The sequence below is a fragment of the Gemmatimonas aurantiaca genome (assembly GCF_037190085.1).
Taxonomy (GTDB): Bacteria; Gemmatimonadota; Gemmatimonadetes; order Gemmatimonadales; family Gemmatimonadaceae; genus Gemmatimonas; species Gemmatimonas aurantiaca_A.
Genome location: NZ_JBBCJO010000012.1, coordinates 145,383 through 168,544, shown reverse-complemented (window position 1 = coordinate 168,544; position 23,162 = coordinate 145,383). Strand labels below are relative to the sequence as shown.

General features: G+C 66.2%; 19 protein-coding genes and 8 tRNA genes. 22 read left to right on the top strand and 5 right to left on the bottom strand.

Going from position 1 to position 23,162, the window contains the following annotated elements:
- Positions 1-107 precede the first annotated feature (107 nt).
- Positions 108-386 carry a hypothetical protein gene (locus tag WG208_RS15420; protein WP_337172266.1) on the top strand — a complete coding sequence of 93 codons (279 nt, stop codon included), beginning with the start codon at positions 108-110 and terminating at the stop codon, positions 384-386.
- Between the two features lie 33 nt (positions 387-419).
- Positions 420-2,447, top strand: coding sequence for an acetoacetate--CoA ligase (locus WG208_RS15415; protein ID WP_337172265.1), 2,028 nt, complete (start codon positions 420-422; stop codon positions 2,445-2,447).
- Between the two features lie 16 nt (positions 2,448-2,463).
- Here WG208_RS15415 and WG208_RS15410 read toward each other — a convergent pair whose 3' ends face one another.
- Positions 2,464-3,507: a YncE family protein gene (locus WG208_RS15410; protein WP_337172264.1), complete on the bottom strand. Its 1,044-nt coding sequence runs from the start codon at positions 3,505-3,507 to the stop codon at positions 2,464-2,466.
- Between the two features lie 224 nt (positions 3,508-3,731).
- Here WG208_RS15410 and WG208_RS15405 point away from each other — a divergent pair, with 224 nt between their 5' ends.
- From WG208_RS15405 to apaG, 6 genes are all read left to right on the top strand, one after another.
- Positions 3,732-4,094 carry a helix-hairpin-helix domain-containing protein gene (locus tag WG208_RS15405; RefSeq protein WP_337172263.1) on the top strand — a complete coding sequence of 121 codons (363 nt, stop codon included), beginning with the start codon at positions 3,732-3,734 and terminating at the stop codon, positions 4,092-4,094.
- Between the two features lie 217 nt (positions 4,095-4,311).
- Entirely contained in the window at positions 4,312-5,436 is a 1,125-nt protein-coding gene (gene hppD / locus WG208_RS15400) for a 4-hydroxyphenylpyruvate dioxygenase (RefSeq protein ID WP_337172262.1), read from the top strand.
- A 7-nt stretch (positions 5,437-5,443) separates the two neighbouring features.
- Complete coding sequence (locus WG208_RS15395) at positions 5,444-6,637, top strand: cupin domain-containing protein (protein WP_337172261.1); 1,194 nt, start codon at positions 5,444-5,446, stop codon at positions 6,635-6,637.
- A gap of 63 nt (positions 6,638-6,700) precedes the next feature.
- Entirely contained in the window at positions 6,701-7,909 is a 1,209-nt protein-coding gene (locus WG208_RS15390) for an aminotransferase class I/II-fold pyridoxal phosphate-dependent enzyme (RefSeq protein WP_337172260.1), read from the top strand.
- Positions 7,909-9,669, top strand: coding sequence for a family 10 glycosylhydrolase (locus WG208_RS15385; protein ID WP_337172698.1), 1,761 nt, complete (start codon positions 7,909-7,911; stop codon positions 9,667-9,669). Before WG208_RS15390 ends, WG208_RS15385 begins: the two co-directional genes overlap by 1 nt.
- On the top strand, positions 9,659-10,072 hold the full coding sequence (gene apaG, locus WG208_RS15380) for a Co2+/Mg2+ efflux protein ApaG (protein ID WP_337172259.1): 414 nt from the start codon (positions 9,659-9,661) through the stop codon (positions 10,070-10,072). The genes WG208_RS15385 and apaG overlap by 11 nt, the downstream gene beginning before the upstream one ends.
- A gap of 45 nt (positions 10,073-10,117) precedes the next feature.
- Here apaG and WG208_RS15375 read toward each other — a convergent pair whose 3' ends face one another.
- Positions 10,118-10,564 carry a hypothetical protein gene (locus tag WG208_RS15375; protein WP_337172258.1) on the bottom strand — a complete coding sequence of 149 codons (447 nt, stop codon included), beginning with the start codon at positions 10,562-10,564 and terminating at the stop codon, positions 10,118-10,120.
- A gap of 139 nt (positions 10,565-10,703) precedes the next feature.
- On the opposite strand from WG208_RS15375, the gene infA reads away from it, so the two are divergent.
- Complete coding sequence (gene infA, locus WG208_RS15370) at positions 10,704-10,925, top strand: translation initiation factor IF-1 (protein WP_337172257.1); 222 nt, start codon at positions 10,704-10,706, stop codon at positions 10,923-10,925.
- A gap of 119 nt (positions 10,926-11,044) precedes the next feature.
- Here infA and WG208_RS15365 read toward each other — a convergent pair whose 3' ends face one another.
- Entirely contained in the window at positions 11,045-12,523 is a 1,479-nt protein-coding gene (locus tag WG208_RS15365; protein WP_337172256.1) for a tetratricopeptide repeat protein, read from the bottom strand.
- Between the two features lie 311 nt (positions 12,524-12,834).
- Between WG208_RS15365 and WG208_RS15360 the strand changes: the two genes are divergently transcribed.
- Positions 12,835-13,665: a hypothetical protein gene (locus WG208_RS15360; protein WP_337172255.1), complete on the top strand. Its 831-nt coding sequence runs from the start codon at positions 12,835-12,837 to the stop codon at positions 13,663-13,665.
- Between the two features lie 92 nt (positions 13,666-13,757).
- Here WG208_RS15360 and WG208_RS15355 read toward each other — a convergent pair whose 3' ends face one another.
- Entirely contained in the window at positions 13,758-16,589 is a 2,832-nt protein-coding gene (locus WG208_RS15355) for an FtsX-like permease family protein (protein ID WP_337172254.1), read from the bottom strand.
- Positions 16,586-17,281, bottom strand: a complete 696-nt coding sequence (locus WG208_RS15350) for an ABC transporter ATP-binding protein (protein ID WP_337172253.1) — start codon at positions 17,279-17,281, stop codon at positions 16,586-16,588. The genes WG208_RS15355 and WG208_RS15350 overlap by 4 nt, the downstream gene beginning before the upstream one ends.
- Here WG208_RS15350 and WG208_RS15345 point away from each other — a divergent pair.
- From WG208_RS15345 to WG208_RS15290, 12 genes are all read left to right on the top strand, one after another.
- Positions 17,280-18,161: an arylesterase gene (locus tag WG208_RS15345; RefSeq protein ID WP_337172252.1), complete on the top strand. Its 882-nt coding sequence runs from the start codon at positions 17,280-17,282 to the stop codon at positions 18,159-18,161. The two genes, WG208_RS15350 and WG208_RS15345, sit on opposite strands and share 2 nt — an antisense overlap.
- Positions 18,162-18,208: 47 nt before the next feature.
- A complete protein-coding gene (gene efp, locus WG208_RS15340; protein WP_337172251.1) occupies positions 18,209-18,775 on the top strand; it encodes an elongation factor P in 567 nt (188 codons plus the stop codon).
- A gap of 187 nt (positions 18,776-18,962) precedes the next feature.
- A tRNA-His gene (locus WG208_RS15335) sits at positions 18,963-19,036 on the top strand.
- Positions 19,037-19,089: 53 nt separating this feature from the next.
- Positions 19,090-19,162 (top strand) — tRNA-Trp (locus WG208_RS15330).
- A 72-nt stretch (positions 19,163-19,234) separates the two neighbouring features.
- A tRNA-Glu gene (locus WG208_RS15325) sits at positions 19,235-19,307 on the top strand.
- Positions 19,308-19,338: 31 nt separating this feature from the next.
- Positions 19,339-19,410 (top strand) — tRNA-Glu (locus WG208_RS15320).
- Positions 19,411-19,469: 59 nt separating this feature from the next.
- Positions 19,470-19,544: transfer RNA gene (locus WG208_RS15315), tRNA-Asp, on the top strand.
- 76 nt (positions 19,545-19,620) lie between these two features.
- Positions 19,621-19,702 (top strand) — tRNA-Leu (locus tag WG208_RS15310).
- A 50-nt stretch (positions 19,703-19,752) separates the two neighbouring features.
- Positions 19,753-19,824 (top strand) — tRNA-Thr (locus tag WG208_RS15305).
- A 265-nt stretch (positions 19,825-20,089) separates the two neighbouring features.
- Positions 20,090-20,878, top strand: coding sequence for an Ig-like domain-containing protein (locus tag WG208_RS15300; protein WP_337172250.1), 789 nt, complete (start codon positions 20,090-20,092; stop codon positions 20,876-20,878).
- Between the two features lie 115 nt (positions 20,879-20,993).
- A tRNA-Gly gene (locus WG208_RS15295) sits at positions 20,994-21,066 on the top strand.
- Positions 21,067-21,348: 282 nt separating this feature from the next.
- Positions 21,349-22,956 carry an ATP-binding protein gene (locus tag WG208_RS15290; protein WP_337172249.1) on the top strand — a complete coding sequence of 536 codons (1,608 nt, stop codon included), beginning with the start codon at positions 21,349-21,351 and terminating at the stop codon, positions 22,954-22,956.
- The last annotated feature ends 206 nt before the right edge of the window (positions 22,957-23,162 follow it).

Below are 23,162 nucleotides of genomic sequence, written 5' to 3'. Positions count from 1 at the left end.
TGACCGGTGTCCGACGACCTGTTCCCGTTGCACGGGGCGGCGCCCGCGCCGCTGGCGTCCGACGCGCACGCTGGCGAGCATTGGGGCATGCATCGTCAGGCGCTTCCGTGAGTCCGGCCCGTCGATCGTCGAACCGCCGTGCGGACGACGACCCGCAGGTGGTGGCTCCCACACAACTCGATCTCTTTCCCGTAGCCCCCGTGGTGGACGTGCTCGACGCACGGGCCATTGTGGGCCCGCGCACGGGTGTGGAGCATCTGATTCGTGTGCGTCTGCGTCCCAACGATGCGCCCCATCTGGTCTTTCACGATCGGCACGGCTGGTACTGCGAAGCGCACGGACCCGCATGCCGGGCCGTCTCGCTGGCGCAGCACGAAGTGCGTTGATCGTCTCCTCTTCGCTCATACAATTGGCGTGACGTGACCGATCCGTCGCTTCTCTGGAAGCCGAGTGCCCGTGATATCGCGGCAACGCGGCTGCAGCAGTTCCTGAACGACCTCGTGGCACGCGGTGTGGTGCCGACCGGAGGCCGCGATGCGCATGCGCTGCAACGCTGGTCGGTGACGCACCCCGAGCGGTTCTGGGCCGAGGTGTGGCGTGCGGCGGGAATCATGGCCGACGGCCCCGGCACACAGGATGCGCCCTGGCGCGACGTGTTGGTGGGTGGTGACCGTATGGCGCCGCCCGACCCGGTGCATGGCCCACGCTGGTTCACCGAAACGCGGCTCAACTTCGCCGAGCATCTGCTGCGGCGTCGTGACGACGGACTCGCGCTCGTGTCGTGGAACGAGCAGGGGCCGCAACAGCGACTGACCTATGCCACCCTGGCCACCCGCGTTGCACAATGTGCCGCGGCGCTCGCCGCGCGAGGGGTTGGCGTGGGAGACCGCGTGGCGGGGTGGATGCCCAATCTCCCCGAAACGGTCATCGCCATGCTGGCCGCCGCGTCGCTGGGTGCCGTGTGGTCGAGCTGCTCGCCGGATTTTGGCACCAAAGGCGTGCTCGATCGGTTCGGGCAGATCGCACCCACCGTGCTCATCGCGGCCGACGGCTATCGCTACGCGGGCAAGACCATCGATTGTCTGCCGCGGCTGGCCGAGATCGTGTCGGCCATTCCCTCGCTGCGCGCCGTGTGGGTGGTGCCTTACATGAGTGATGCACCTGCGCTGGACACGATCGACCGGGCCGAGCGTTTCGATCAGGTGCTCGCGGCAGAGGCCCAGGCCACGACGCCGGCGTTCGGGCGTCTGCCGTTCGATCATCCGCTGTACATCATGTACTCGTCGGGTACGACCGGTCTGCCCAAGTGCATGGTGCATGGCGCGGGTGGCACCTTGCTGCAGCATTGGAAAGAGCTTGCGCTGCACACCGACGTCTCGGCCGATGACGTGCTGTTCTACTTCACCACCTGCGGCTGGATGATGTGGAACTGGCTGGTGTCCGGACTCGCGGTCGGCGCGACGGTGGTGTTGTACGATGGGGCTCCACTCGCGCCCGATCCGGCCATTCTCTGGCGCATGGCGGAAGCGGAACGGGTGTCGGTGTTCGGGACGAGCGCGAAGTACCTGGCCGTGCTCGAAAAGGAAGGTGTGACTCCACGCACCACGGTGAATCTCGAAGCCCTGCGCGCCATTCTGTCCACGGGCAGTCCGCTCGCCGCGCACAGCTACGATTTTGTGTATCGCGATATCTCGCCGTCGGTGCGGTTGTGCAGCATCAGCGGGGGCACCGACATCATCAGCTGTTTTGCACTGGGCGACCCCACCGGCGCGGTGTATCGGGGCGAACTGCAGATGCGCGGGCTCGGCATGGCCGTTGCCGTGTGGAACGACGTGGGGCAGCCGGTGGAGCAGGAAGCGGGAGAGCTGGTGTGTACGCGGCCGTTTCCCAGCATGCCGGTGGCGTTCTGGAACGATCCCGACGGCTCACTCTATCGGGCGGCCTACTTCGAGCATTTCCCGGGCGTGTGGCGGCATGGGGACTGGGCCGAGATCACGGCCCACGATGGTCTCGTCATTCACGGACGCAGCGATGCCACGCTCAATCCCGGTGGGGTGCGCATCGGCACGGCGGAGATCTACCGCCAGGTGGAGCAGATCCCCGAGGTGCTGGAGTCGCTCGTGGTGGAGCAGCGCTTCGAAGGCGCCGACGGTCCCGACTCGCGCGTCGTGCTGTTCGTGCGCCTGCGGGATGGTGGTGAACTCACCGAGGCATTGCGCGACACCATTCGTCGCCGCATCCGCGAACATACCAGTCCACATCACGTGCCGCGGGTGGTGATCGCCGTACCGGACATTCCGCGTACCATCAGCGGCAAGATCACCGAGCTGGCCGTGCGGGAAACCATTCACGGCCGGCCGGTGAAGAATCAGGATGCCCTGGCCAACCCGGAAGCGCTGGCGCACTTCCGGGATCGGCCGGAACTCGTCGTCGGTCCTGACAGATGACCGGGTGTGCGGTCGGTCAGGGAACCGGCGCCGGGGCGCTCATGCGCACCACCAGGTCACCGGCCGGCTGTCCGTCCTTGGGCGTCTTGAGCTTCGACGTCACGAAGACCGCACCGGTGGCGTCGACGAACGCCGTGTTCGGGTAGCCAGCGACGGGCACATCGGCCACCTTGCTCAGCGACTTCGCGTCGATGACCGACACGGTGCCGGCCTGACGGTTGGCCACGTACACGCGACCCTGCTGCGGCACGAACACCAGGCCCAGTGCTCCCTCGCCGGCCGGGATGGTCTTGATGACCTTGTTCTCCTTGAGGTCGATCACCGACACGTCACCCGATTCCTGATTCGACACGAACAGGCGCGCGGCTTCGGCATCGAGCGCCAGCATGCTCGAACGCTTGCCATCGGTGTTGATACGACGGGTCACGCGGCCGGTCTTGAGGTCGATCACGGCGACCTGATTGTGCCCCATGTTGGCGGCGTAGAGCTGGTTGGCGGCCGGGTCGAGGGCCAGTCCGACCGTGGTGGCGCCGATGTTCTCGAGGATGCGCGAGAGGGTGTTGGTCTTGCCGTCGATCACCCAGATGCGGCCGCCCGTGACCGACGCGTACACGGTGTTCGACGCTTCGTCGACCAGGACGCGGAAGAGATGGGCGTTGGCTTCGGCCGGATCGGTGATCGTCGCGACGATCTTGCCGGTGGCCGCCTCGATGGCCGTGATGTTGCCGGCGCGCGTGTTCGTGGTGTAGAGGATGCCCGTGCGGGTGTTGATGCCCATGCCGTACGGCGCGGCGGCGCCGAGCGCGACACGCTTCTTCTCCTTGAGCGTGGCCGCGTCGTAGGTGATGAGCCCGCCGCCCGGCTTGTCGCGCGAGCCGGCGAAGGCCACGAACAGCGATCCCTTGCCGTCGGAGGCCAGCTCATAGACGCCGGGGCCGGCGGGCGCCTGGGCCGCGAGGCCGGATGCGCCATGCCCGGTGTGTTGAGCCTGGGCGGGAAGAGCGATCGCTCCGAGAGCGAGGGCGGTCGTGAAGGAGAGCAGCCGAGGGACGGGGATCACGGAAAGCTCCGGAATGGCGATTGAGGAACCGGCATCGGAGTCGAGGCCGGAGGTACGGGTTGTCACGCTCCAACAAATAGCCCCGGGTATTCCGAGGATTCAACTCCCAATTGATACGGAGGGGCGTGCTCCAGCGCTGGCGCTCTGTCGGGAGGACCCTGAACTTGTTGGTCGCCCGGGGTATCACCCGGTATCGAGCTCCCGCCCGCCTTCCGGAGAAATCCATGTCCCGGCTCCTCCCGCGATCGTTCTCCCGGTTCCTGACAGTGGCGGCCGCCGCCGTCGTCGCCCTGGTGCTGGCGGTGTCCCCAGCCCAGGCGCAGAAAAAGGCGGCCGATGCGGTCCGCCCTGCGACGCCTGCCGCGTCCAAGCCGTCCGAAGTCGCCAAACCCGCCAATCCGGCCCTGATCGACATCAACCGGGCCACTACGGCGCAGCTCGAAACGGTCCCCGGCATCGGCAAGGCATACGCCGGCCGCATCGTCGCCGGACGTCCCTACGCCAACAAAGCGCAACTCGTACAGAAAGGCATTCTCACGCAGGGTCTGTACGACAAGATCAAGGATCGACTCATCGCGAAGCAGTAGTCGTCCGTACTACCTTATCGTCATGCTCTTCTCGCCATTCCCGGAGGATCAACGGCAGCGCGCATGGATTGCCGCGCTGCCGCGATCGCACATCTGATCGGATGAGTCGTTCACGCGACAGGTCGGGCCGTCTTTCGCCCGACGGGTCGCGCCGTATTTCACGCGCAGCCATCCGGCCGTGCGTGTTCTCAACGACTTCCATCACCGAGGTGTGCCCATGGCCACGCTGACCGCTCCCGAAACGGGTATCGAGCAGGACGCTTTTCCGATCAACGGCACCGACTACGTCGAGTTCTACGTCGGCAATGCCAAGCAGGCGAGCCACTACTATCGCTCGGCCTTCGGTTATTCCCTCGTTGCCTATCGCGGCCCGGAAACGGGTGTGCGTGATCGCGCGAGCTATCTGATGCAGCAGGGGAAGATCCGCCTGGTGCTGACCACGTCGATCACTCCCGACACGCCCATCGCCGAGCATGTGCACAAGCACGGCGACGGCGTTCGCGACTACGCGCTGTGGGTGGACGATGCACGGCTCGCCTACGAGACCGCCATTGCACGCGGCGCCATCCCCATCCAGGAACCGCAGGTGTACACCGATGAGGATGGCGAGGTGGTCATCGCCGCCATCGGCACGTACGGCGACACCATCCACTCCCTCGTGGAACGTCGCAACTATCGGGGCGTGTTCCTGCCGGGGTTCCGGGCCGTCACGCCGCACTACCAGCCGGCCGATGTGGGACTCAAGTACATCGACCACTGCGTGGGCAATGTCGAGCTGGGCCGGATGAATCACTGGGTGAGCTACTACGCCGACGTGCTGGGCTTCCGCAATCTCATCACCTTCGACGACAACGACATCAGCACCGAGTATTCGTCGCTCATGTCCAAGGTGATGGCCAACGGCAACGATCGCATCAAGTTCCCCATCAACGAGCCGGCCTCGGGCAAGAAGAAGTCGCAGATCGAGGAGTATCTCGACTTCTACGGCGGCCCGGGCGCGCAGCATCTCGCGCTGGCCACTGACGACATCCTGACCACGGTGACCACGCTGCGTGATCGGGGCGTGGAGTTCCTCTCGGTGCCCACGTCGTATTACGACGACCTGCAGGAACGCGTCGGCAAGATCGACGAACAGGTGGACGAACTCGCGAAGCTCGGCATCCTCGTCGATCGCGATCCCGACGGGTATCTGCTGCAGATCTTCACGAAGCCGGTGGAAGACCGTCCCACCCTCTTCTACGAGATCATCCAGCGCAAGGGCGCGACCAGCTTCGGCAAGGGGAACTTCCGGGCGCTGTTCGAAGCCATCGAGCGCGAACAGGAACTTCGCGGCAACCTCTGAGGTCACGATGCCCATCTATCATCAGTTGGGGACCGTGCCGCGCAAGCGTCACATCGTCTTCCGTCGCCCCGATGGCGGACTGTATGCCGAAGAACTCATGGGTCACGAGGGGTTCGTCGGCACCTCGTCGCTGCTGTACCACATCCATCCGCCCACCACGGTCAAGTCGGCCCGCAAGGTGCGCGATGTGATCTGGGAGGCGGATACGGAAACGTCGCTGCGTCATCGGCATTTCCGCACGGCACGCGCGGCGAAGGGTGGGTCGGCCACCCTCGATCGCATCCCGCTGCTGTTCAACAACGACATCGGCATGCTGTACGTGGAGCCCGACGTCACCGACACGCACTTCTACCGCAATTCACAGGCGGATGAAGTGGTGTACGTGGTGGAAGGCAGCGGCGTGCTCGAGTCGGTGTTCGGCGAGCAGAGTTATCGCGCGGGGGACTATGTCGTCATCCACCGCAACATCACGCACCGGTGGCGGCTCGATCCTTCGCAGGGCCCCACCAAGCTGCTGGTCATGGAGAGCGCGGGGCATGTGCGCTTTCCCAAGCGCTACCGCAACGAGTTCGGACAGTTGCTGGAAGGGGCGCCGTACTGTGAACGCGACATCCGTCGCCCGGAACAACTCGCGCCACACGACGAGAAGGGCGATTTCCCGGTGCTGGTCAAGCAGTACAACCAGATCAACGAACTGGTGCTCGATCATCACCCGCTCGATGTGATAGGCTGGGATGGCTACTTCTATCCGTGGATCTTCAACATCCACGACTTCGAGCCCATCGTGGGACGCATTCACCAGCCCCCGCCGGTGCATCAGACGTTCCAGGGCGACGGGTTCGTGATCTGCTCGTTCTGTCCGCGTCCGTACGACTTCGATCCGCAGGCCATTCCCGCCCCGTACAATCACAGCAACGTGGACTCCGACGAGGTGCTATTCTACGCCTCCAGTGAGTTCATGAGCCGCAAGGGCATCGAATACGGTTCCATCACGCACCATCCGGACGGACTGCCGCACGGTCCACATCCGGGGCGCGCGGAAGCCAGCATCGGGGCCACGCACACCAACGAACTCGCCGTGATGATGGACAGCTTCCGTCCGCTCAAGGTCGCGAAGCAGGCCATGCCCATCGAAGACGAGGCGTATCACCAGAGCTGGCTCGATTCGCAGCACGCGCAGTTCAGTCCGCCGACGTCCTGACGATCTCCTGAGCGGCGGCACGTTCGCACCACACACGTATCACCTTCCGTCTCACCATCGTCGATGCCCCGTTTTTCGAAGCGTTTCACCGGATTTCCGGTCTATCCGTTGGCGCACATTCCGGCGCGCAAGAAGGCACTGCTTGCGGCCGGCGTGGATGTGATCGATCTCGGGGCCGGCGATGCGGATCTGGCACCACCACCACGGGCGGTGGCCGCGTTGCAGGCTGCCGCCGAAGTGCCCGCCATGCAGCGTTATGGCTTCGGGCTCGGGCACGTCCCGTACCGCGAAGCCATCGCTGCATGGATGCAGACGCGGTTCGCCCAGTCCGTCGACCCGATCACCGAGATCGTGCCACTGCTGGGCAGCAAGGAAGGACTGGCTCACGTCGCGTTCGCGTTTCTCGGACCTGACGATGTGGCCATCATCCCCGACCCGGCGTATCAGGCGTACATCGGCGGTACGCTCATGAGCGATGCCACGCCGTACGTGTATCCGCTGCGTCCGCGCACGGAATTTCTCGTCGAACTCGAGGAGATTCCAGCGGATGTCCTCGCGCGCACGCGGGTCGTGTATCTCAACTATCCGAACAATCCCACGGCGGCCATCGCCCCGCGCGAGTATCTCGAGCGGGTGGTGCGCATCTGTCGGGAACGCGACATCCTGCTCGTGTACGACAACGCCTATTCGGAGATGGGGTTCGATGGGTATGTCCCGCCGAGCATCTTCGAAATCGACGGCGCGCGCGATGTCGCGATCGAATTCCATTCGCTGTCGAAGACATACAACATGACCGGTTGGCGTTGCGGCTGGGCGGTGGCGGCACCGCCGCTCGCATCGGCGCTGGCCAGGGTGAAATCGTTCACCGATACGGGGCAGTACATGGGGATCCAGGCCGCTGGCGTGGCGGCCATCGAAAGCTGGGCGGAGTTCGTGCCGCGGAATCTCGCGGTGTTCGCCGAGCGACGGGATGCGTCGGTGGCGGCGTTTCGTGCGCAGGGCTTCGTGTGCGAGGTGCCCCGAGCCACGATGTATCTCTGGATTCCTCTGCCTGAAGGCATTGCCAGCGCGGCATTCGCCGATCGGCTCCGTGAAGAGCAGGGAGTGATCGTGATGCCGGGCTCCGGATTCGGCGCCGGCGGTGAAGGGTTCTTCCGGGTGTCGTTCATTCAATCGCCCGCCCGGATCGCCCAGGCGGCGGAGCGCGCCGGTGTGGTGCTCCGCGCCATGTTGGCCGAGCAGGGTGCGGGAGTGGGAGCGGGGGCGCGGTGATGGGGACGCGCGCGCGTCAGGTGGCCTGGGCGATGTTGTTGTCGAGCCTCGTTCTCATGTCGTGTCATCGTGGCAAGCGGCCGGGCGCCAACGTGAGCCCCGCCACGCCGGTCGCGCCGGGCGATGTCGTGTCGTCCGCGCCGCCGTCGACACCACCATCGTCCCCGCCATTCCGGCCCGCACCGCCGGACGTGGCGCCGACGCCGAAGCCTGCCGAATCCACGGTGAGCAAGGAACCGCCGCCGGTGCTCCGCGAATTCCGCGGCGTGTGGGTGGCCAGCGTGGCCAACATCGACTGGCCCAGCAAGCGCACGCTGACCACGGCGGAGCAGCAGGCGGAATTGCTCGCGCTGTTCGATCGCGCCGCCGAACTGCGACTCAATGCGGTGATCTTTCAGGTGCGGCCGGCGGCCGACGCGCTGTATGCGTCGAGCATCGAGCCGTGGTCGGAATACCTCACCGGCGCGCAGGGCAAGCGCCCCGATCCCTACTGGGATCCGCTCGCCTTCGCCGTACGGGAGGCGCATGCCCGTGGCATGGAACTGCATGCCTGGTTCAATCCGTATCGCGCCCGTCACACCGACGCGAAGTCGCCCCTGGTGGCCACGCACATCGCGCGCACCAATCCGGCGCTCGTGAAGCCGTACGGCGGCTATCTGTGGATGGACCCGGGTGAACCGGCTGTGCGGGCGCGCACGTTGCGTGTGGTACTCGATGTCGTGAAACGATACGACATCGATGGTGTGCACATCGACGATTATTTCTATCCGTATCCGGCCACGACGCGTCGCGGCAAACCCATCGATTTCCCCGACGCCACGAGCTGGGCCAAATACCGCAAACAGGGCGGTACGCTCTCCCGCGCCGACTGGCGACGCGAGAACGTGAATCTGCTCGTGAAGGAGCTCTACGAAGGCATTCATCGCACCAAGCCCTGGGTGCGTTTCGGCATCAGTCCCTTCGGCATCTGGCGCCCCGGATATCCGGAACAGATCCGCGGACTCGATGCGTACGAGAAGCTCTACGCCGATGCGCGGAAGTGGCTGCACGAGGGATGGCTGGACTATTTCACGCCGCAGCTCTACTGGCCCACCACCAAGCGCGAGCAGTCCTATCCCGCGCTGCTCGACTGGTGGTCGTCGGAGAATCGTCAGGAGCGTCACCTCTGGCCCGGCAACTTCACGTCGCGGGCAGGGGGACGGGGGGCCGGCGCGTTCACGGTGGCTGAACTGGTGCAGCAGATCCGGGTCACGCGCCTCAATCCCGGCGCGTCGGGCAACGTGCATTTCAGCATGAAGTCGTTCCTCGACAATCAGGCCGGCATGAATGATTCGTTGCGTACGGAGATGTATGCGGCGCCGGCGCTGCCGCCGGCGTCGCCCTGGCTGGCCTCGCCACCACCGGCCTCTCCCACGGTGCGGGTGGAGCGCAACGGCGGGCTGTGGCGGGTGGGACTCGCGCCGGATGGCACCGTGGCGCCCTGGCAGTGGCTGGTGCGCCTGCGAACCGACTCGGCATGGGTTACCATGGTACTGCCGGGAGGTACCACGCAGTGGACGGTGCCGCCGGCGCTCGGTGCCAACACGATTGCCGTCACGTCACTCAATCGGGTGGGGATCGAGAGTCCTACCGTCACGCTGCCGCTCGTGTCGGCTCCCGCGTCGGGTTCGGCTTCGGGTTCCAACATGGGTCCCCACACGGGCCGCACGTCGTCGCCTGCCTCCACCTCCGTCAAACCGGGACGCAACGATGCCCGCTGAACGGTCGCCGTTCTACTACCGGATGACGTCGGGAATCCGCATCACGGTGCGCCCGTCGTATCTCAGGGAACGTTCCAATCCGCTGCTGGGGCAGTTCGTCTTCGCCTATCACATCCGCATCGAAAACGTCGGCGATCAGGCGGCACAACTGCGGACGCGCCGCTGGCTGATTCACGACGAATCGGTGGGCGACTCGGTGGTGGAAGGAGAGGGTGTGGTGGGCGAACAGCCGCATCTGCTGCCCGGTCAGGTGCACGAGTACCGCTCGTTCTGCGTGCTCAAGGCGCCGCATGGCTGGATGGAAGGCAGCTACCGGTTCGTGCGGGACGACGGCAGTTCTTTCCAGGCCGCCATCCCGCGCTTCATGCTCGCGGCCGAACCGCGCGCCGATACGGTGTCCTGATCGCGTCCGCGCATTTGTCGCCCGGTCGCCCGGTCGCCCGGTGCCTCACGCGTCGAGCGCGTCCACCGGGATCACGTCGTGCATGGGCGCGTAGAGCGTCGCGAACATCGTAGGCTCCAGCAGATCGCGTACGATCAGCGCGAGCAGCGCCGCCAGGGCCGGCTCGGCCACCGGATCGAGGGTGGCGAGCGCTTCGTCGGGCGAAGCCGTCTCCGGCAACGGAGCGATCTCGGGACGGTGCACGAGTTGCAGCAGCGGCCCGGAGACGGCCTCCTGCGCCCCGCCGCGGCCGCTGCGCTCCATGACCGCGGCGAGCGCCGTCTCCGCCTGTTGCCAGCGACGGGTGTCGACCGCCGCGGCGTACGCCATGCAGGCCTGCGCGCGTTCCGTGGTGCCCAGCGCGGCCAGGCGCACCAGGAACCGACGAACGGCCGCCGTGGCGGGGCCGTAGGGTTGGGAGTCGTGCCGGAGCATCGGGGGGTGGTCGGTCACGGGTCCTGTGGCGCGCCGAGGAATGCCAACGGCTGGCCGTCAGCCCGACTCATCGTGTAGATTTGTCGGGTTACCGCCGGAGCGATTCCCGTTCCGGATTCACGCAGGGACTCACCGCAGGGACAGGGCAGCAGCATACATGGGGAAACAGGACGCGATTGAACTCGAAGGAACCGTCACGGAACTTCTCCCGAACGCGACGTTCCGGGTGACGGTGCAGAGTGGTCACGAAGTGCTGACGACACTGGCTGGAAATATGCGACGCAATCGCATCCGCGTGTTGGCCGGCGATCGTGTGACCGTCGAGGTCTCGCCATACGATCTGACGCGTGGCCGGATCACCTTCCGCCACAAGAACTGACACCCGGACTGAACGCATTGCGGGACATATCGCCCGGACGCTGCACGGCGGCGCGGCGATATCGTGTCCGGTGTCGTGTCGGATGTCGCGTCCCATGGCTCCGGCACCGGAGCCGCGGGTCACCGCAGGAAGAACCACCATCCCGCCGCCGCGCCGGCCGCGAGCAGGCCGCCGGCGAGCAGCAGCAGCGGGGTGCGTGACGCCGAAGGGGCCGCATCGTGCGATCCCGGCGCCCGGGGCGCGTGGGGCGTCGTTTCCACGGCCGATCCGGCATGGGGAGTGGGCAGGACCACCGCGACACTGCGCGGCGAACGCTGGGGCTGACTCGATGGGCTGGTCGGCGCCGGTACCGGAGCTGCGGGGATGTCTGCTGGTGGAGCGTCGGCCGGTGAGGCACCCGGCACCACCATGTCCGTCGCCTCGACACTCGCCATCGAAACATCCGGTTGGACAATACTTGGCGGCATCGCGGCTTCGCTGACGCTTTCCACGATCCCGCTGACGCTTGCCTCGACCTCGCGGTCCTCTCTGATCTCCGTCGGCTCGATGGCGTCCACCAACTCCAGAGTCGGCGTGATCGGCGCCCGTGGCGCTTCGAGATACTCCTCGTCGATCAACCCGTGGTGCACGGCGAAGTCGAGCACCAGCGGTTCCGCTGTCGGCGTGGCATCGGGCGTAGCGGCGGACATCTCCGGTATCTCCGGCATGGCCTGCACGATCTCCGGTCCGGGAATGGCCGGCACCCCCGAGGGAGTCGTGCGCAGCAGGACATCCGTGAGCGCGACGGCGTCCCGCAACGGTTGATCCTCCCATTCGACATCGACAGGAAAATCGGGGGGCAGGCGACGGGACAGATCAGCGGCGAGTTCACGGGACTGGTCACCGACCGGCGAGGCCGCGGGTGCTGCCGGCACGGCCGCTGAGGCCATGGGCTCTCTGGGCACGGCCGGCGTTGCGCCGGGTGGTGTTGCCACCGGCACGGCGGCCCTGGGTGTGCCGCTCTGCATCGTCCGCACCTCGGCGATGCGGGCCAGCAACCGATCGGCCGATTCCGTGGACTCATCGTGCAGCGCCAGCAGCGCATGGAGCCGCAGCAGAAACGGTTCCGCGCTGGCCGCAGCCCCGGTCGACAGCGCGATGCGCGCGGCGTTCTCCAGCACCACGGTGAGCCGCGGATCTTCCTCGCCCACATGACGCTCCACGGCCGCGATGGCGCGTTGCACGAGGGTCATGGCCTCATCACGGCGATCGGCCGTGGCCAGGATCACCGCGAGATCCATACGGGCCCGGGCGGCGGGCATGCCGTCCTCGCCCGTGAGCGCCACCCGCAGCGCGCAGGCCCGCTGCGCATGCCCCAGCGCTTCGTCGAGGCGGCCGGCGCGAAAACACGCCTGGGCCAGATTGCCCAGCACCAGCGCGAGGGGTTCGTGCGGGGTGAGCTCCTCCGGATCGGACGCCAGCGCCTCGGCGGCGACGGTAAACGCATCGGCCGCCTCCGTCCAATCGGCCGCGGCGGCAAAGGCCAGGCCGCGCCGATTGTGGTCCTGCCATCGTTCGTGCGTCAGGGGCACGTCGTAGTCCATGAGGAGCTCAACCATCAGAAATTGGACGCACCGTCCCGGGCAAGGTCACCACGATCTGCGCGACCGGGCCCGACGCGTGACGGTCGGTTGCATCGTCCGGGGCGGAACATCCGGCGGTCACCTCGCATGGAGCCCCCGGGATTCCGCAGGATCCTCCGGCAATATGCGCCTCCGCCCTCGAAGAAGTCAGCGGACAGGCGGGTGAGGTCGGTGATGTCGTCGCATCTCACCACGGTGCCGGGAGGCGCGGCCGAGGTCGCGCCGCTCGTCCCTGCATTGCCGTCCTGTAACGTTGACGGCGCCACCGCAACCCATAGCTTGTGGATATGCGCCCGTTCCCGTTCATGGATGGATGCGATATCCCGATTCGGCTGACGCCTTTCGTGCTGGCGGTTGCCTTGCTCGGCGGCTGTTCCGGCGGTGATGGATCGGTGACCGTGAAAGGTGATGTCGCGGGGCTCGATTCGCTGGCGCATCGCGGAGACTCGCTGATCGCCATGGCCGACCGCGGCCCGCGTGTTTCCCTCGATTCCCTTCGAGCGGCGATGGATGCCGAACTGCGCCGCAGCGGCGTCAGTGTGGCGACCGGTTCCGGTGACGGCGTGCTGGTGGGCGGTTCCCTGGCCCCGTCGGCAGCTGCCGAAGCGCCTGCTGCCGCACCGATGTCGTCAACGGGCGCCGAGATGTCGCGACGTGCGCAGGCCCGCGGGGATTCGATTGCCCGGGCCGTCGCGGCCCGCCTCGTGGGAGCCGGCGATGCGAATCGCAGTCGCAGCGATTCCCTGCGTGGTGTGCTCGCGTATCAGGGGAAGGAACCGGCGCGCCAGGTGGTGCTCCAGACTCCCGAGGCCACGGTGACGTTGAGCGGCATGGCCACGAGCGGCATGTCGCGGCTCGTCGGCAAGGAAGTGGTCATTCACGGACTCAAGGTCACGCCGCGGGATATCGTGGTCTCGGACTACGTCGTGCGTGCGGCCGATGGAGTGCCCGCCGTCGATGGCGTGCTCGATGCCGAAGGCGTGTTGCGATTGACCGACGGCAGCGGTGTGCGACGGGTGCCCGTGCCGCAGGCACTGCGTCCTTTCGCCGGGGCGCGGGTGTGGATCGCCCTGCGTGACGGGGTGCCGGTGAACTACGGCGTCATCGGACGGCGGTAGCGCACGGCCCCGATACCATTCCGATGCGGAGACGAGGGAGCAACCGGACCGGTGCTCCCTCGTCGAGTCTCAGCAGGCGCCGGGACGCGGCATCAGGCCGATTCGCGAATGGCCATCATGGGCGTCTCGCGATACACGTCGCGACTCGTGAGCAGACCGATCGCCATGGTGAGCAGCAGCATGCCGGCCGCGATCATGAACGTTGGCCCGACGGCGGGATTGAACGTTTCCTCGAAGACGAAATATGTGAGCGCCCACGCGCCCACGAACGACAACAGCATGCCGGTGAGCGCACCCAACGCCCCCAGCGCGCCGTATTCCGCGAGCAGTACGCGGGCGACCTGGGCCTGCGAAGCGCCCAGCGTGCGCAGCAACACTCCTTCGCGCAGACGCGCGCGACGCGTCGCGGCCACGGCGCTGAAGAGCACCGGAATGCCCATCGCCAGGGAGAACAGGCCGAGGAACCGGATGGCCAGCGTCACGCGATTGACGATCGATCCGATCGTTTCGCGCACGAGAGTGAGATCGACGCTCGACACATTCGGAAAACGTCGCACGACATCGCGCTGCATCGTGGCCACGGCTTCGCCACCCGGCACGTTGGCGACGATGACGAACTGCTGCGGCGCGCGCCGCAGGGCCGCGGGTTCGAACACCACGAAGAAGTTGGCTTCGAAACGTGCCCAGTTGACCGCACGCACGTTGGCCACCACGGTGCGCACCGGCACGCCCTGCACATTCCACGTGAGCGTGTCACCGATGTTCACGGCCATGTCGCGCGCCAGTTCTTCCTCGAGGGAGATCACGAAGGGCAGATCCGGATTGGCCTCCCGCGCCGCCGCGCGTGTCGTGGCCGGTGCGAACCAGGGGCCGCGCACCAGTTTCTCCGACGCCACCAGCGTGTCGCGATAGGTCGACCGGAATTCACGACGCATCGTCCAGCCGGCCCGGCGCACGGTGGTGTCCGCGAGCAGCGCCGTGACGCTGCGGCCATTGATGGCATCGAGGCGCATCGTGACGATGGGTGTCTGCTGCGCCACCGGATGATCGTGGGCCTTCAGCAGCGAGTCGATGGGAGCGGCCTGATCGTCCTGCACATCGAAGAAGAGCAGGTTGCCGGCCGCGCCTTCCGCGCTGGCCTGCACACGTCCCAGCAGATTGGCCTGCACCAGATACACGGTGCTGAGCAGAAACGCACCGAATCCCAGGGCCAGAGTGACGGCCCGGGTCTGATTGGCCGGACGATGGAGATTGGCGATGCCCTGTCGGAGTTCGAATGGCCACGAAGGGCGTGCGCTGCGTCGGGCCGCGGCGATGAGCAGCGTGGCCGCCACCCACAACACCGCCACCACCAGCGCGATACCGGCGGTGATGCCCAGTCCTTCCCGCACGTCGCCGATGCGCGAGATCACGATGGCCACGATGCTGCCCACCAGCAGACCGTCCACGAGGAGACGGGCCATGTCCTTCCACTCCTTGGGCAGCGCCGACGGATCGGCATCGCGCCGGATGGCCTGCAGCGGCGACACACGACGCAGCGCGAGCAGCGGTCGCAACGCGAACACCAGCGACACCCACACACCCGTCGCGAGACCGAGGATCAGCGGCCAGAACTCGAGCGTGATGGTGACATCGAGTGGCAGGAAATCCGAGACCACATTGGGCAGCAGGAACTGCACGGCCACACCGAGCAGCACACCCGCGCCGGCGCCCACGAATCCCATGGAGGCGGCCTGCACCACGTAGAGCGCGAGCACCTGCCGGCTGGTGGCGCCGAGACAGCGTAGCACGGCCACGGTATCGATCTTCGAGGAGACGAACGCGTTCACCCCACTGGCCACACCGATGCCACCCAGCAGCAGCGCGATGAGACCGATGACGGACAGAAAATCGGCCAGCCGTGAGACGGCCTCGGTGAAGTCCTGCTCCGTGTCGGCCACCGTGCGGATGCGTACACGGGTGGGGGGCGTCCGGCTCACGAGACCGGCCGCGGCACCGGCGCTGTCGGTACGCGGCTCGGCGCGTGTGCCCGTACCCGTGTCTGTCACGGTATCCGCTGCCGACAGCGTCACCGGCATGTCCCGGGCGCTGGTCGACGTGCTGTCGCGCGGGTCCTCCTCTTCGGCGGCTTGGGACCGTTCTTCTCCGCGGGCTTCGCGCGCTTCCTCGAGGGCGGCCTGCCTTGGATCGATGCGTCGGCGCAGATCACGCTTGAGCGTCGCGGCATTGCCCGATGAGGCCAGCGTCGCGGGCAGGCGCAGAATGAGATCGTATTCCACGCGACTGCCGAACGACAGCAGCCGTGTGCGCTCCAGCCAGCGATCGGAGACGTAGATGCGTGGACCGATGACCGCGGTGATCCCGGCATCGCCGGGCACGTTGCCCAGCGTGCCGCCGATGGTGAAGACCTGTTGGCCCAGGCGCAGGCGATCGCCCACGCGCGCATCGAGCGACACCAGCAGCGACGGATCGACGAACACCACGGTGTCGTCGTGCACCCGACGCCAGCCATCGGCCGGCACCGTTTCGATCTCACCGTAGAAGGGATATCCCGGCGAGACGGCGCGCACCTGCACGAGACGCGTGTTCCCCGAGGATTCGGCCAGCGCCATCGACGTGAAATTGGCCACACGGGCGTGCTGCACACCGAGGGTGCTCAGCGAATCGACCAGCGTGTCCACCACGGCGGGAAATGCCGCACGCGCCTGGAGTGCCATGTCGCCACCCAGCAGGGTGCGCGATTGTTCGCGCACCGAGCGCGTGACATTGCCCGCGAACGAATCGATAGCCACGAGCGCGGCCACCCCGAAGGCGATGGACGACATGTACAACGCCAGACGCCGGCGCGCCGACCGGCTTTCACGCCAGGCCAGGCGGAGCAGGGCGCCCAGCGACATGCCGGGCGCGCTCACGGGTGTACTCATGCGACGTCCTGATCGTGGCGGAGATCCTCGACGATGACGCCGTCGCGCAGACGGATCGTGCGCTGCGTACGCGCCGCCAGCGCCGCGTCGTGCGTGACGAGCACGATGGTGCAGCCCCGTTCGCGGTTGAGGGCCTGCAGCAGTTCGACGATGCGTTCACCCGTGGCGCCATCGAGATTGCCGGTGGGTTCGTCGGCGAAGAGGATGCGGGGCTCGTTGACGAAGGCGCGGGCGAGGGCCACGCGCTGCTGCTCGCCACCGGAGAGCTGCTGGGGGAAGTGGTGCACCCGATCCCCCAGGCCCACGCGCTCGAGCAGGTCGCGGGCCCGCGTGGCGGCCTCGCGCACGCCCACGCGTCCGGCGAGTTCCAGAGGCACCTGCACGTTTTCGAGTGCGGTGAGGGTGGGGATCAATTGAAAGCTCTGGAAGACGAATCCAACTTTCTCCCCGCGCAGGCGGGCCCGCTGATCTTCATCGAGCGCGCTGAAATCGACGCCATCGAGGGACACCGTGCCGCGTGACGGGGTATCCAGACCGGCGAGCAGGCCCAGCAGGGTCGTCTTGCCGCTGCCGGATGGTCCGACGATGGAAACAAAGGCACCCGCCGGCACGTCGAAGGTCACATCGCGCAGCACCGTGAGGGGCTGCGAACCACTCAGGTACTCTTTGGTAAGGCCACGGGCAACAAGCATGCGTTGGCAAGCAGAGGTTCGTTGGATCGGACGGCGGGTCGAGCAGTGGGTCGGACGGCGGGAACGGCGACGCGCTGGCCGGGTGCTGGCCGCGGGCGTGTCGCTGGCCCTGCTCGCGTGCGGAGGCAAAGGGGACACCTCTGCCAACGGGCGTGGCGCCTCCGGGGATTCAGGCGCCGGTGTGGGAGCGGATGCCAGCCGAGGTGCCGTCGCGGAGAATACACCGCGGGGCACGGATGGCGCCGCTTCCCGCAGGGACGGGGGCGGGGGCATCCCGCGGGTGGTGTTTCTGGGCACCAGTCTCACGGCCGGTCTGGGGGTGGCGCCGGAGCAGGCCTATCCGGCGCGGTTGCAGGCCAAGGCGGATTCGGCCGGGTACGCCGTGCGGATCGTGAACGCGGGGTTGAGCGGGGAGACGTCGGCCGGTGCGCTCCGTCGCGCGGCCTGGGTGCTGGACCAGCCGGCGGCGCTGGTGGTGCTGGAGGTGGGGGCCAATGACGGGCTCCGGGGAGTGGACCCCGATTCGACCTACGTCAATCTGGTGAAGCTGGTGGACGCCGTGCACGAGTATCAGCCGGCGGCCCGGGTCGTGCTGATCCAGATGGAGGCGCCGACGAACCTCGGTCAGCGTTATACGACGCGTTTTCACGCGGCCTACGAGCGGGCGGCCCGGGTGGCCGTCGTGGCGCTGTGGCCGTTTCTGCTGGAGGGGGTCGCGGGCGTGCCGGCGCTCAATCAGGCCGACGGGATCCACCCCAATGTGGTGGGGGCCCAACGGGTCGCCGATGCCGTGTGGGGCAGCCTCGAACCGACGCTGATGGATCTGGGCATCGTCCCGCTGGCGGCGGACACACTTCCAAAACGTCCCCGAACGCAGTAAGTATCGAGGCTGGACCAACTTCTCTACCTGTTCGCCGCTCGATCGATATGGCTTTTTCCGCAACCCAGATCCGCCGTGGCATGGTTCTCGTCTTCGAAGGCGATCCGTGCCGTGTCGTTGAATTCCGGCATCACACGCCGGGGAACCTGCGCGCGATGGTGCAGGCGAAGCTGAAGAACCTGCGCACCGGGTCGAGCTTCGAACATCGTTTCCGTGCGGCCGACACGATCGTGAAGGCGGACATGGAAACGCACGAACTGGAGTTCCTGTATCAGGGTGGGGATTCGTACCACTTCATGAACAGCGAGAACTACGACCAGCTCGAAATGGACGAAGAGTCGCTGGGCGATTCGGCGCCGTGGATGCAGCCGGGGATGAAGATCCTGGCGGAGTATTACAACGGCCGGCCGATCGGCATTCAGTTGCCGAATTCGCTGGTGTTCGAGATCGTCGAGACGACGCCGGTGGTGCGTGGGGCCACGAAGACGGCCTCGTCGAAGCCGGCGAAGCTCGAGAACGGTGTGACGGTGAACGTGCCGGAATTCATCGAACAGGGCACCCGCGTGCGCGTGAATCCGAGCACCGGCGAGTACCTCGATCGCGCGAAGGACTGAGTCGGACTGACATGTGTGGGCGCATCGAACTTCCTGCGCGCCCCCGCTTGAAATCAGTCGTTCGACCGGTTACCGTTTGCGTCTCCCGTAGAACTCCGCCCGCCGCTCGTCGGTGGGTGGTGTGTCACCGGGAGTCCCGATTGCAGAAGTCGCTGCATCGCTGTGGCGTACGGCTCGATCGGTCATGGTGGCCGTAGCTCAATCGGTTAGAGCACCGGATTGTGGTTCCGGGGGTTGCGGGTTCGATTCCCGTCGGTCACCCTGAGTCACACAGGAGTCTCACTGGCGGGCAGCGATTCTTCGCCGCTCACCGGAGGTCCGTAGCTCAATTGGTAGAGCACCGGTCTCCAAAACCGGCGGTTGGGGGTTCGATTCCCTCCGGGCCTGTTGTTCGGGTAGAAGGTGGTGTGGAGGGGGGCTTTCCCCCAACCTGCCACCATCAACTCACAACCGCAGTTTGGCGGTATCGTCTAGGGGACTAGGACACAGCCCTCTCAAGGCTGGAACACGGGTTCGAATCCCGTTACCGCTACTGAAGGTGCTGTTACGGTCGGAGTTCCAACGGCTCCATCGTCTATCGGTTAGGACGCGACCCTTTCAAGGTCGAGAGACGGGTTCGACTCCCGTTGGAGCTATCGACTCAGCCGAGTCGTGCAGGATGCAGGTGTGGTACCGCAGGTGTCGGACCGAAGTTGGGGGCGTAGCTCAGTTTGGTTAGAGCACTCGACTGTCACTCGAGAGGTCGCGGGTTCGAGCCCCGTCGCTCCCGTTGTATGGGCTCAGCAGGTGCAGGTGAAGTTGGCAGGTTGTGGTTGCAGGTCTCGGTCGGCTCGACCGGGCCCCTCGCCCTGGTGGTGAAATTGGTAGACACGCCATCTTGAGGGGGTGGTGCCGCAAGGCGTCGCGGTTCGAGTCCGCGCCAGGGCATGTTGTAGCCATGTTGTTCCTCCGCGGTGGACGCTACATTCCACCGCATTGCCACAGTAGCTCAGTGGTAGAGCACCCGATTCGTAATCGGGCGGTCATCGGTTCAATCCCGATCTGTGGCTCTTTCGCCAACGCCGATCCGTCACCCGACGGATCGGCGTTTTGCGTTGCCGAAGTCCCTGTTTTGTCCCCGTTGCTGTATTCCCCCTGTTTGCCCGTCCGCATGGGGATCCGTCGTGTCGATGTGTCTGCGCAGGAGGTGCCGTCGGCGAACGTTTCGTCAACGCTGTCGGCCCTCTTGCCGGTAACCTTTCCCGTGACCCCCGGGTCCAATCGGGGGTACCGCGTCCGACACCAACTCTGCAGGATGTTGCCGGAGATTTGCCGATGCCGTCGTTGCCCCCGTCTTTGCCCCCGTCGTTGTCCTTGTCGCTGCTCACGTCACCGTTCATGTCCTGGTTCACCGCGTTCTCTGGTCATTCCCGCGCCGCTGGCCGGCGGGCCGGGCTTCTGTGTGCCGGCGTCGGCGCCGCGGTCCTCGCCAGCGCCTGCCACACTGCCGAGTCCACAGGCACCATCATCCCGACCGCTACGGTGATGGAGATCGTGGCCGCCACCGACAGTCAGTCCGCGCCGGTGGGCACGACCCTGGCCAAGCCCATCGGGGTGAAGGTGTTCGATCAGAATGGCAATCCGATGGTCAACTCGCCCGTGTCCTGGGCCGTGCTCACCGGGGGCGGATCGCTCAGTCTGACGCTTTCCGGAACCGACGCGACCGGTGAAACCACGACCATCTGGACGCTGGGCAAGCGGGTCGGAGTGCAGATGGTCACGGCCACCATGATCAGTGGCGCCATCGACACGCTCGTCGCCTTCGGGACGGCGGGACCGGCGGCGGCCTTCGCGCTGCTCGATGGTGACAATCAGACGCTGGCGGCAGGAGCGACCAGTGCCGCGCTTCGGGTGCGGGCCTTCGATCAGTACGGCAATGCGGTGCCGTCGGCCACCGTGACATGGAGCACGACCGCAGGCACCCTCAGCGCGCTGCAGTCCACGACCGACGTCAGCGGCGTCGCGTCCGTGACGCTGCAGGTGGCCGTCGGCTCGCAGACGGTCACCGCCCGTCTGTCCAACGGTGCATCGCTCACCTTCAATCTCCGGGGTACGCAGCCCTAAGACGGTTCACGCACGGCGTTCATCACGTTGGCAATACACGATGTTCATGCATCGCGCTCCCGCTCCCCTTACTTCGGTGCGTGAGCGCGGCTAAGTTGGTCCGGACGTAGTGCATGCGGGCGTAATTCAGTTGGTAGAATGCCAGCTTCCCAAGCTGGACGTCGCCGGTTCGAGTCCGGTCGCCCGCTCTCCGTTCCAGCCAGACCCCGTCAGCGCTTTTTGTTGACGGGGTTTTTGCTTGCCGGTGGGAGTGATCGCCCTCCCCGAATCCCGGCCGCGCGCTTGACGCCATCAGGTGCCGACGCAATACATGAGCAACGTCGGGACACTGCAGCGGCCTCGTGGCAACGGACATGCCCGTGCCATTCGTGCAAGCCAGAGCGGGAAGGATGCCGCCGATGCACCAGATGTCGAACGGAGTGGACGACACCGGGGGTGTGCGATTTCCACAGACAGGCATCGGAGGCTGAGTGACCCTAGGCAGTGATCGCGACATGGATCTCGAGGAAGCGGTGGAACTGGCGATGCGTCAGAGCGGCGTCAGCCCCACGCGAGATTTCCAGTCGTTTGCGGTCCTCGAGCAGATGCTGCGCATGCTGCCGCATGGCATTCTCGTCGTGAGCGACAGTCACGGCGTGGAGTTCGCCAATCAGGCCTTCTGCGATCTCTACGGGCTCGCCATTCCGCCGTCGGCGCTCCTCGGGCACTCGGCGTCCGACATCCTGCAGATGGTCCGCTCCCGCTGGTTCGATCCGGTGCTCGAACAACAGCGGGTGCGTGAAGTGATGGCGCGGGGACGCACCCGTCAGGGGATCGAAGTCACCCTGCAGAACGGTCGTGTCATTTCCCTCGACTGGATTCCCATCGAGGTGAATGGACGCATCAATTGCCGCGTCTGGCACAACTACGACATCACCGACCGCAAGCACCTCGAGTCGATGCTCAGGCAGCGGGAACTCGATTTCCGCGTGATGGTGGAAAGCACGCCGATGATCGTGCTGCTGAGTGAAGGGCCCGGCCAGGCGACGGTGTCCGTGAACAGTCGCCTTACGGAAATCCTCGGCTACCGGTCTTCCGATTTTGGTGACGCGGAGGCGTGGTGGCCGCTCGCGTATCCCGATCCGGAGTACCGTGCGGAAGTGTCCACCGAGTGGACCCGACGGGTGAATGAGGCCATCCGCACGCAGGGCCGGATCCAACCCATGGAGACCCGGGTCACTGGTGCCGATGGTACCGTCAAGGACATCGAGTGGGGCTTCATCGCGGTGGGTCACCGCAATGTCGTCTACGGCATCGACCGGACGCCGTATCGACAGGCCGAGCGTGAGCGGGAGCACCTGCAGTCGCTCAATTACCAGCTGGAGAAGGCGCAGAGTCTCGATCGCATGGCTGGCGCGATCGCGCACCATTTCAACAATCAGTTGCACGTCGTCCTGCTGTCGTTGCAGATCGCCGCCGATGAACTCCCGCGTGACGGGGAAGTCGCGCGCCTGATCGACACGGCGAGGCAGGCGGCTTCGAACGCCGCCGAAGTGAGCACGAAGCTGCTCACCTATCTGGGGCTGTCGCATGCGACGATGAAGTCTCTCGATCTGGCGGATATGTGCCGACGCATGATCCCCATGCTGCAGGCCTCCGCGCCCGCGGGTGTGCAATTGTCGACATCACTGCCCGACAAGGCGCCGCGTGTGACGGCCAGTGAAGCCCAACTGCAGCAGGCGTTGCTCGCGCTCGTCGCGAATGCCTGGGAGTCGAGCGATCGGCCCCGCCATGACATCCGTATCGGCGTGGAAATCCGCGATGGCCGGGAGTTGACGGGGGGGCGGTTCTTCCCGCGGGACTTCGTACCCCAGCCGGGACGGTATGTCTGCCTGACCGTGACCGATCAGGGCGCCGGTGTTGCCGCGAGCGATATCGACCGGATCTTCGATCCTTTCTTCACGAGCAAGTTCGTGGGACGTGGGATGGGCCTGCCCATGACACTGGGGATCGCCCGCACCCACGATGCCGCAGTGCAGGTGGAGAGCGAGCCGGGCCAGGGGAGCACCTTCCGGATGTTCTTCCCCACGGCGGGGTGAGGCGCGCCGCCCGGACACCCGGCCATTCAGCATCTCCACGTCCACGACGTAATTGAGGGTGTGTCCACTCCGTCCTCCGTCTCCATGACATTCCAGCGTTGTCCCTCCTGTCAGGGGGACAATCGCTGCGCCATGGCGTTGGGGGCCGATGACGCTTCGACCTGCTGGTGCAGCCGGACGGTGGCTTATCTTCCTTCTGACCGCCC

Bases quoted from the DNA above. Each gene is read 5' to 3' on its own strand.
- WG208_RS15405 (WP_337172263.1), top strand. From the start codon at position 3,732: ATGTCCCGGCTCCTCCCGCGATCGTTCTCCCGGTTCCTGACAGTGGCG.
- hppD (WP_337172262.1), top strand. From the start codon at position 4,312: ATGGCCACGCTGACCGCTCCCGAAACGGGTATCGAGCAGGACGCTTTT.
- WG208_RS15395 (WP_337172261.1), top strand. From the start codon at position 5,444: ATGCCCATCTATCATCAGTTGGGGACCGTGCCGCGCAAGCGTCACATC.
- WG208_RS15390 (WP_337172260.1), top strand. From the start codon at position 6,701: ATGCCCCGTTTTTCGAAGCGTTTCACCGGATTTCCGGTCTATCCGTTG.
- WG208_RS15385 (WP_337172698.1), top strand. From the start codon at position 7,909: ATGGGGACGCGCGCGCGTCAGGTGGCCTGGGCGATGTTGTTGTCGAGC.
- apaG (WP_337172259.1), top strand. From the start codon at position 9,659: ATGCCCGCTGAACGGTCGCCGTTCTACTACCGGATGACGTCGGGAATC.
- infA (WP_337172257.1), top strand. From the start codon at position 10,704: ATGGGGAAACAGGACGCGATTGAACTCGAAGGAACCGTCACGGAACTT.
- WG208_RS15365 (WP_337172256.1), bottom strand. From the start codon at position 12,523: ATGGTTGAGCTCCTCATGGACTACGACGTGCCCCTGACGCACGAACGA.
- WG208_RS15360 (WP_337172255.1), top strand. From the start codon at position 12,835: ATGCGCCCGTTCCCGTTCATGGATGGATGCGATATCCCGATTCGGCTG.
- WG208_RS15355 (WP_337172254.1), bottom strand. From the start codon at position 16,589: ATGAGTACACCCGTGAGCGCGCCCGGCATGTCGCTGGGCGCCCTGCTC.
- WG208_RS15345 (WP_337172252.1), top strand. From the start codon at position 17,280: ATGCGTTGGCAAGCAGAGGTTCGTTGGATCGGACGGCGGGTCGAGCAG.
- WG208_RS15350 (WP_337172253.1), bottom strand. From the start codon at position 17,281: ATGCTTGTTGCCCGTGGCCTTACCAAAGAGTACCTGAGTGGTTCGCAG.
- efp (WP_337172251.1), top strand. From the start codon at position 18,209: ATGGCTTTTTCCGCAACCCAGATCCGCCGTGGCATGGTTCTCGTCTTC.
- WG208_RS15300 (WP_337172250.1), top strand. From the start codon at position 20,090: ATGCCGTCGTTGCCCCCGTCTTTGCCCCCGTCGTTGTCCTTGTCGCTG.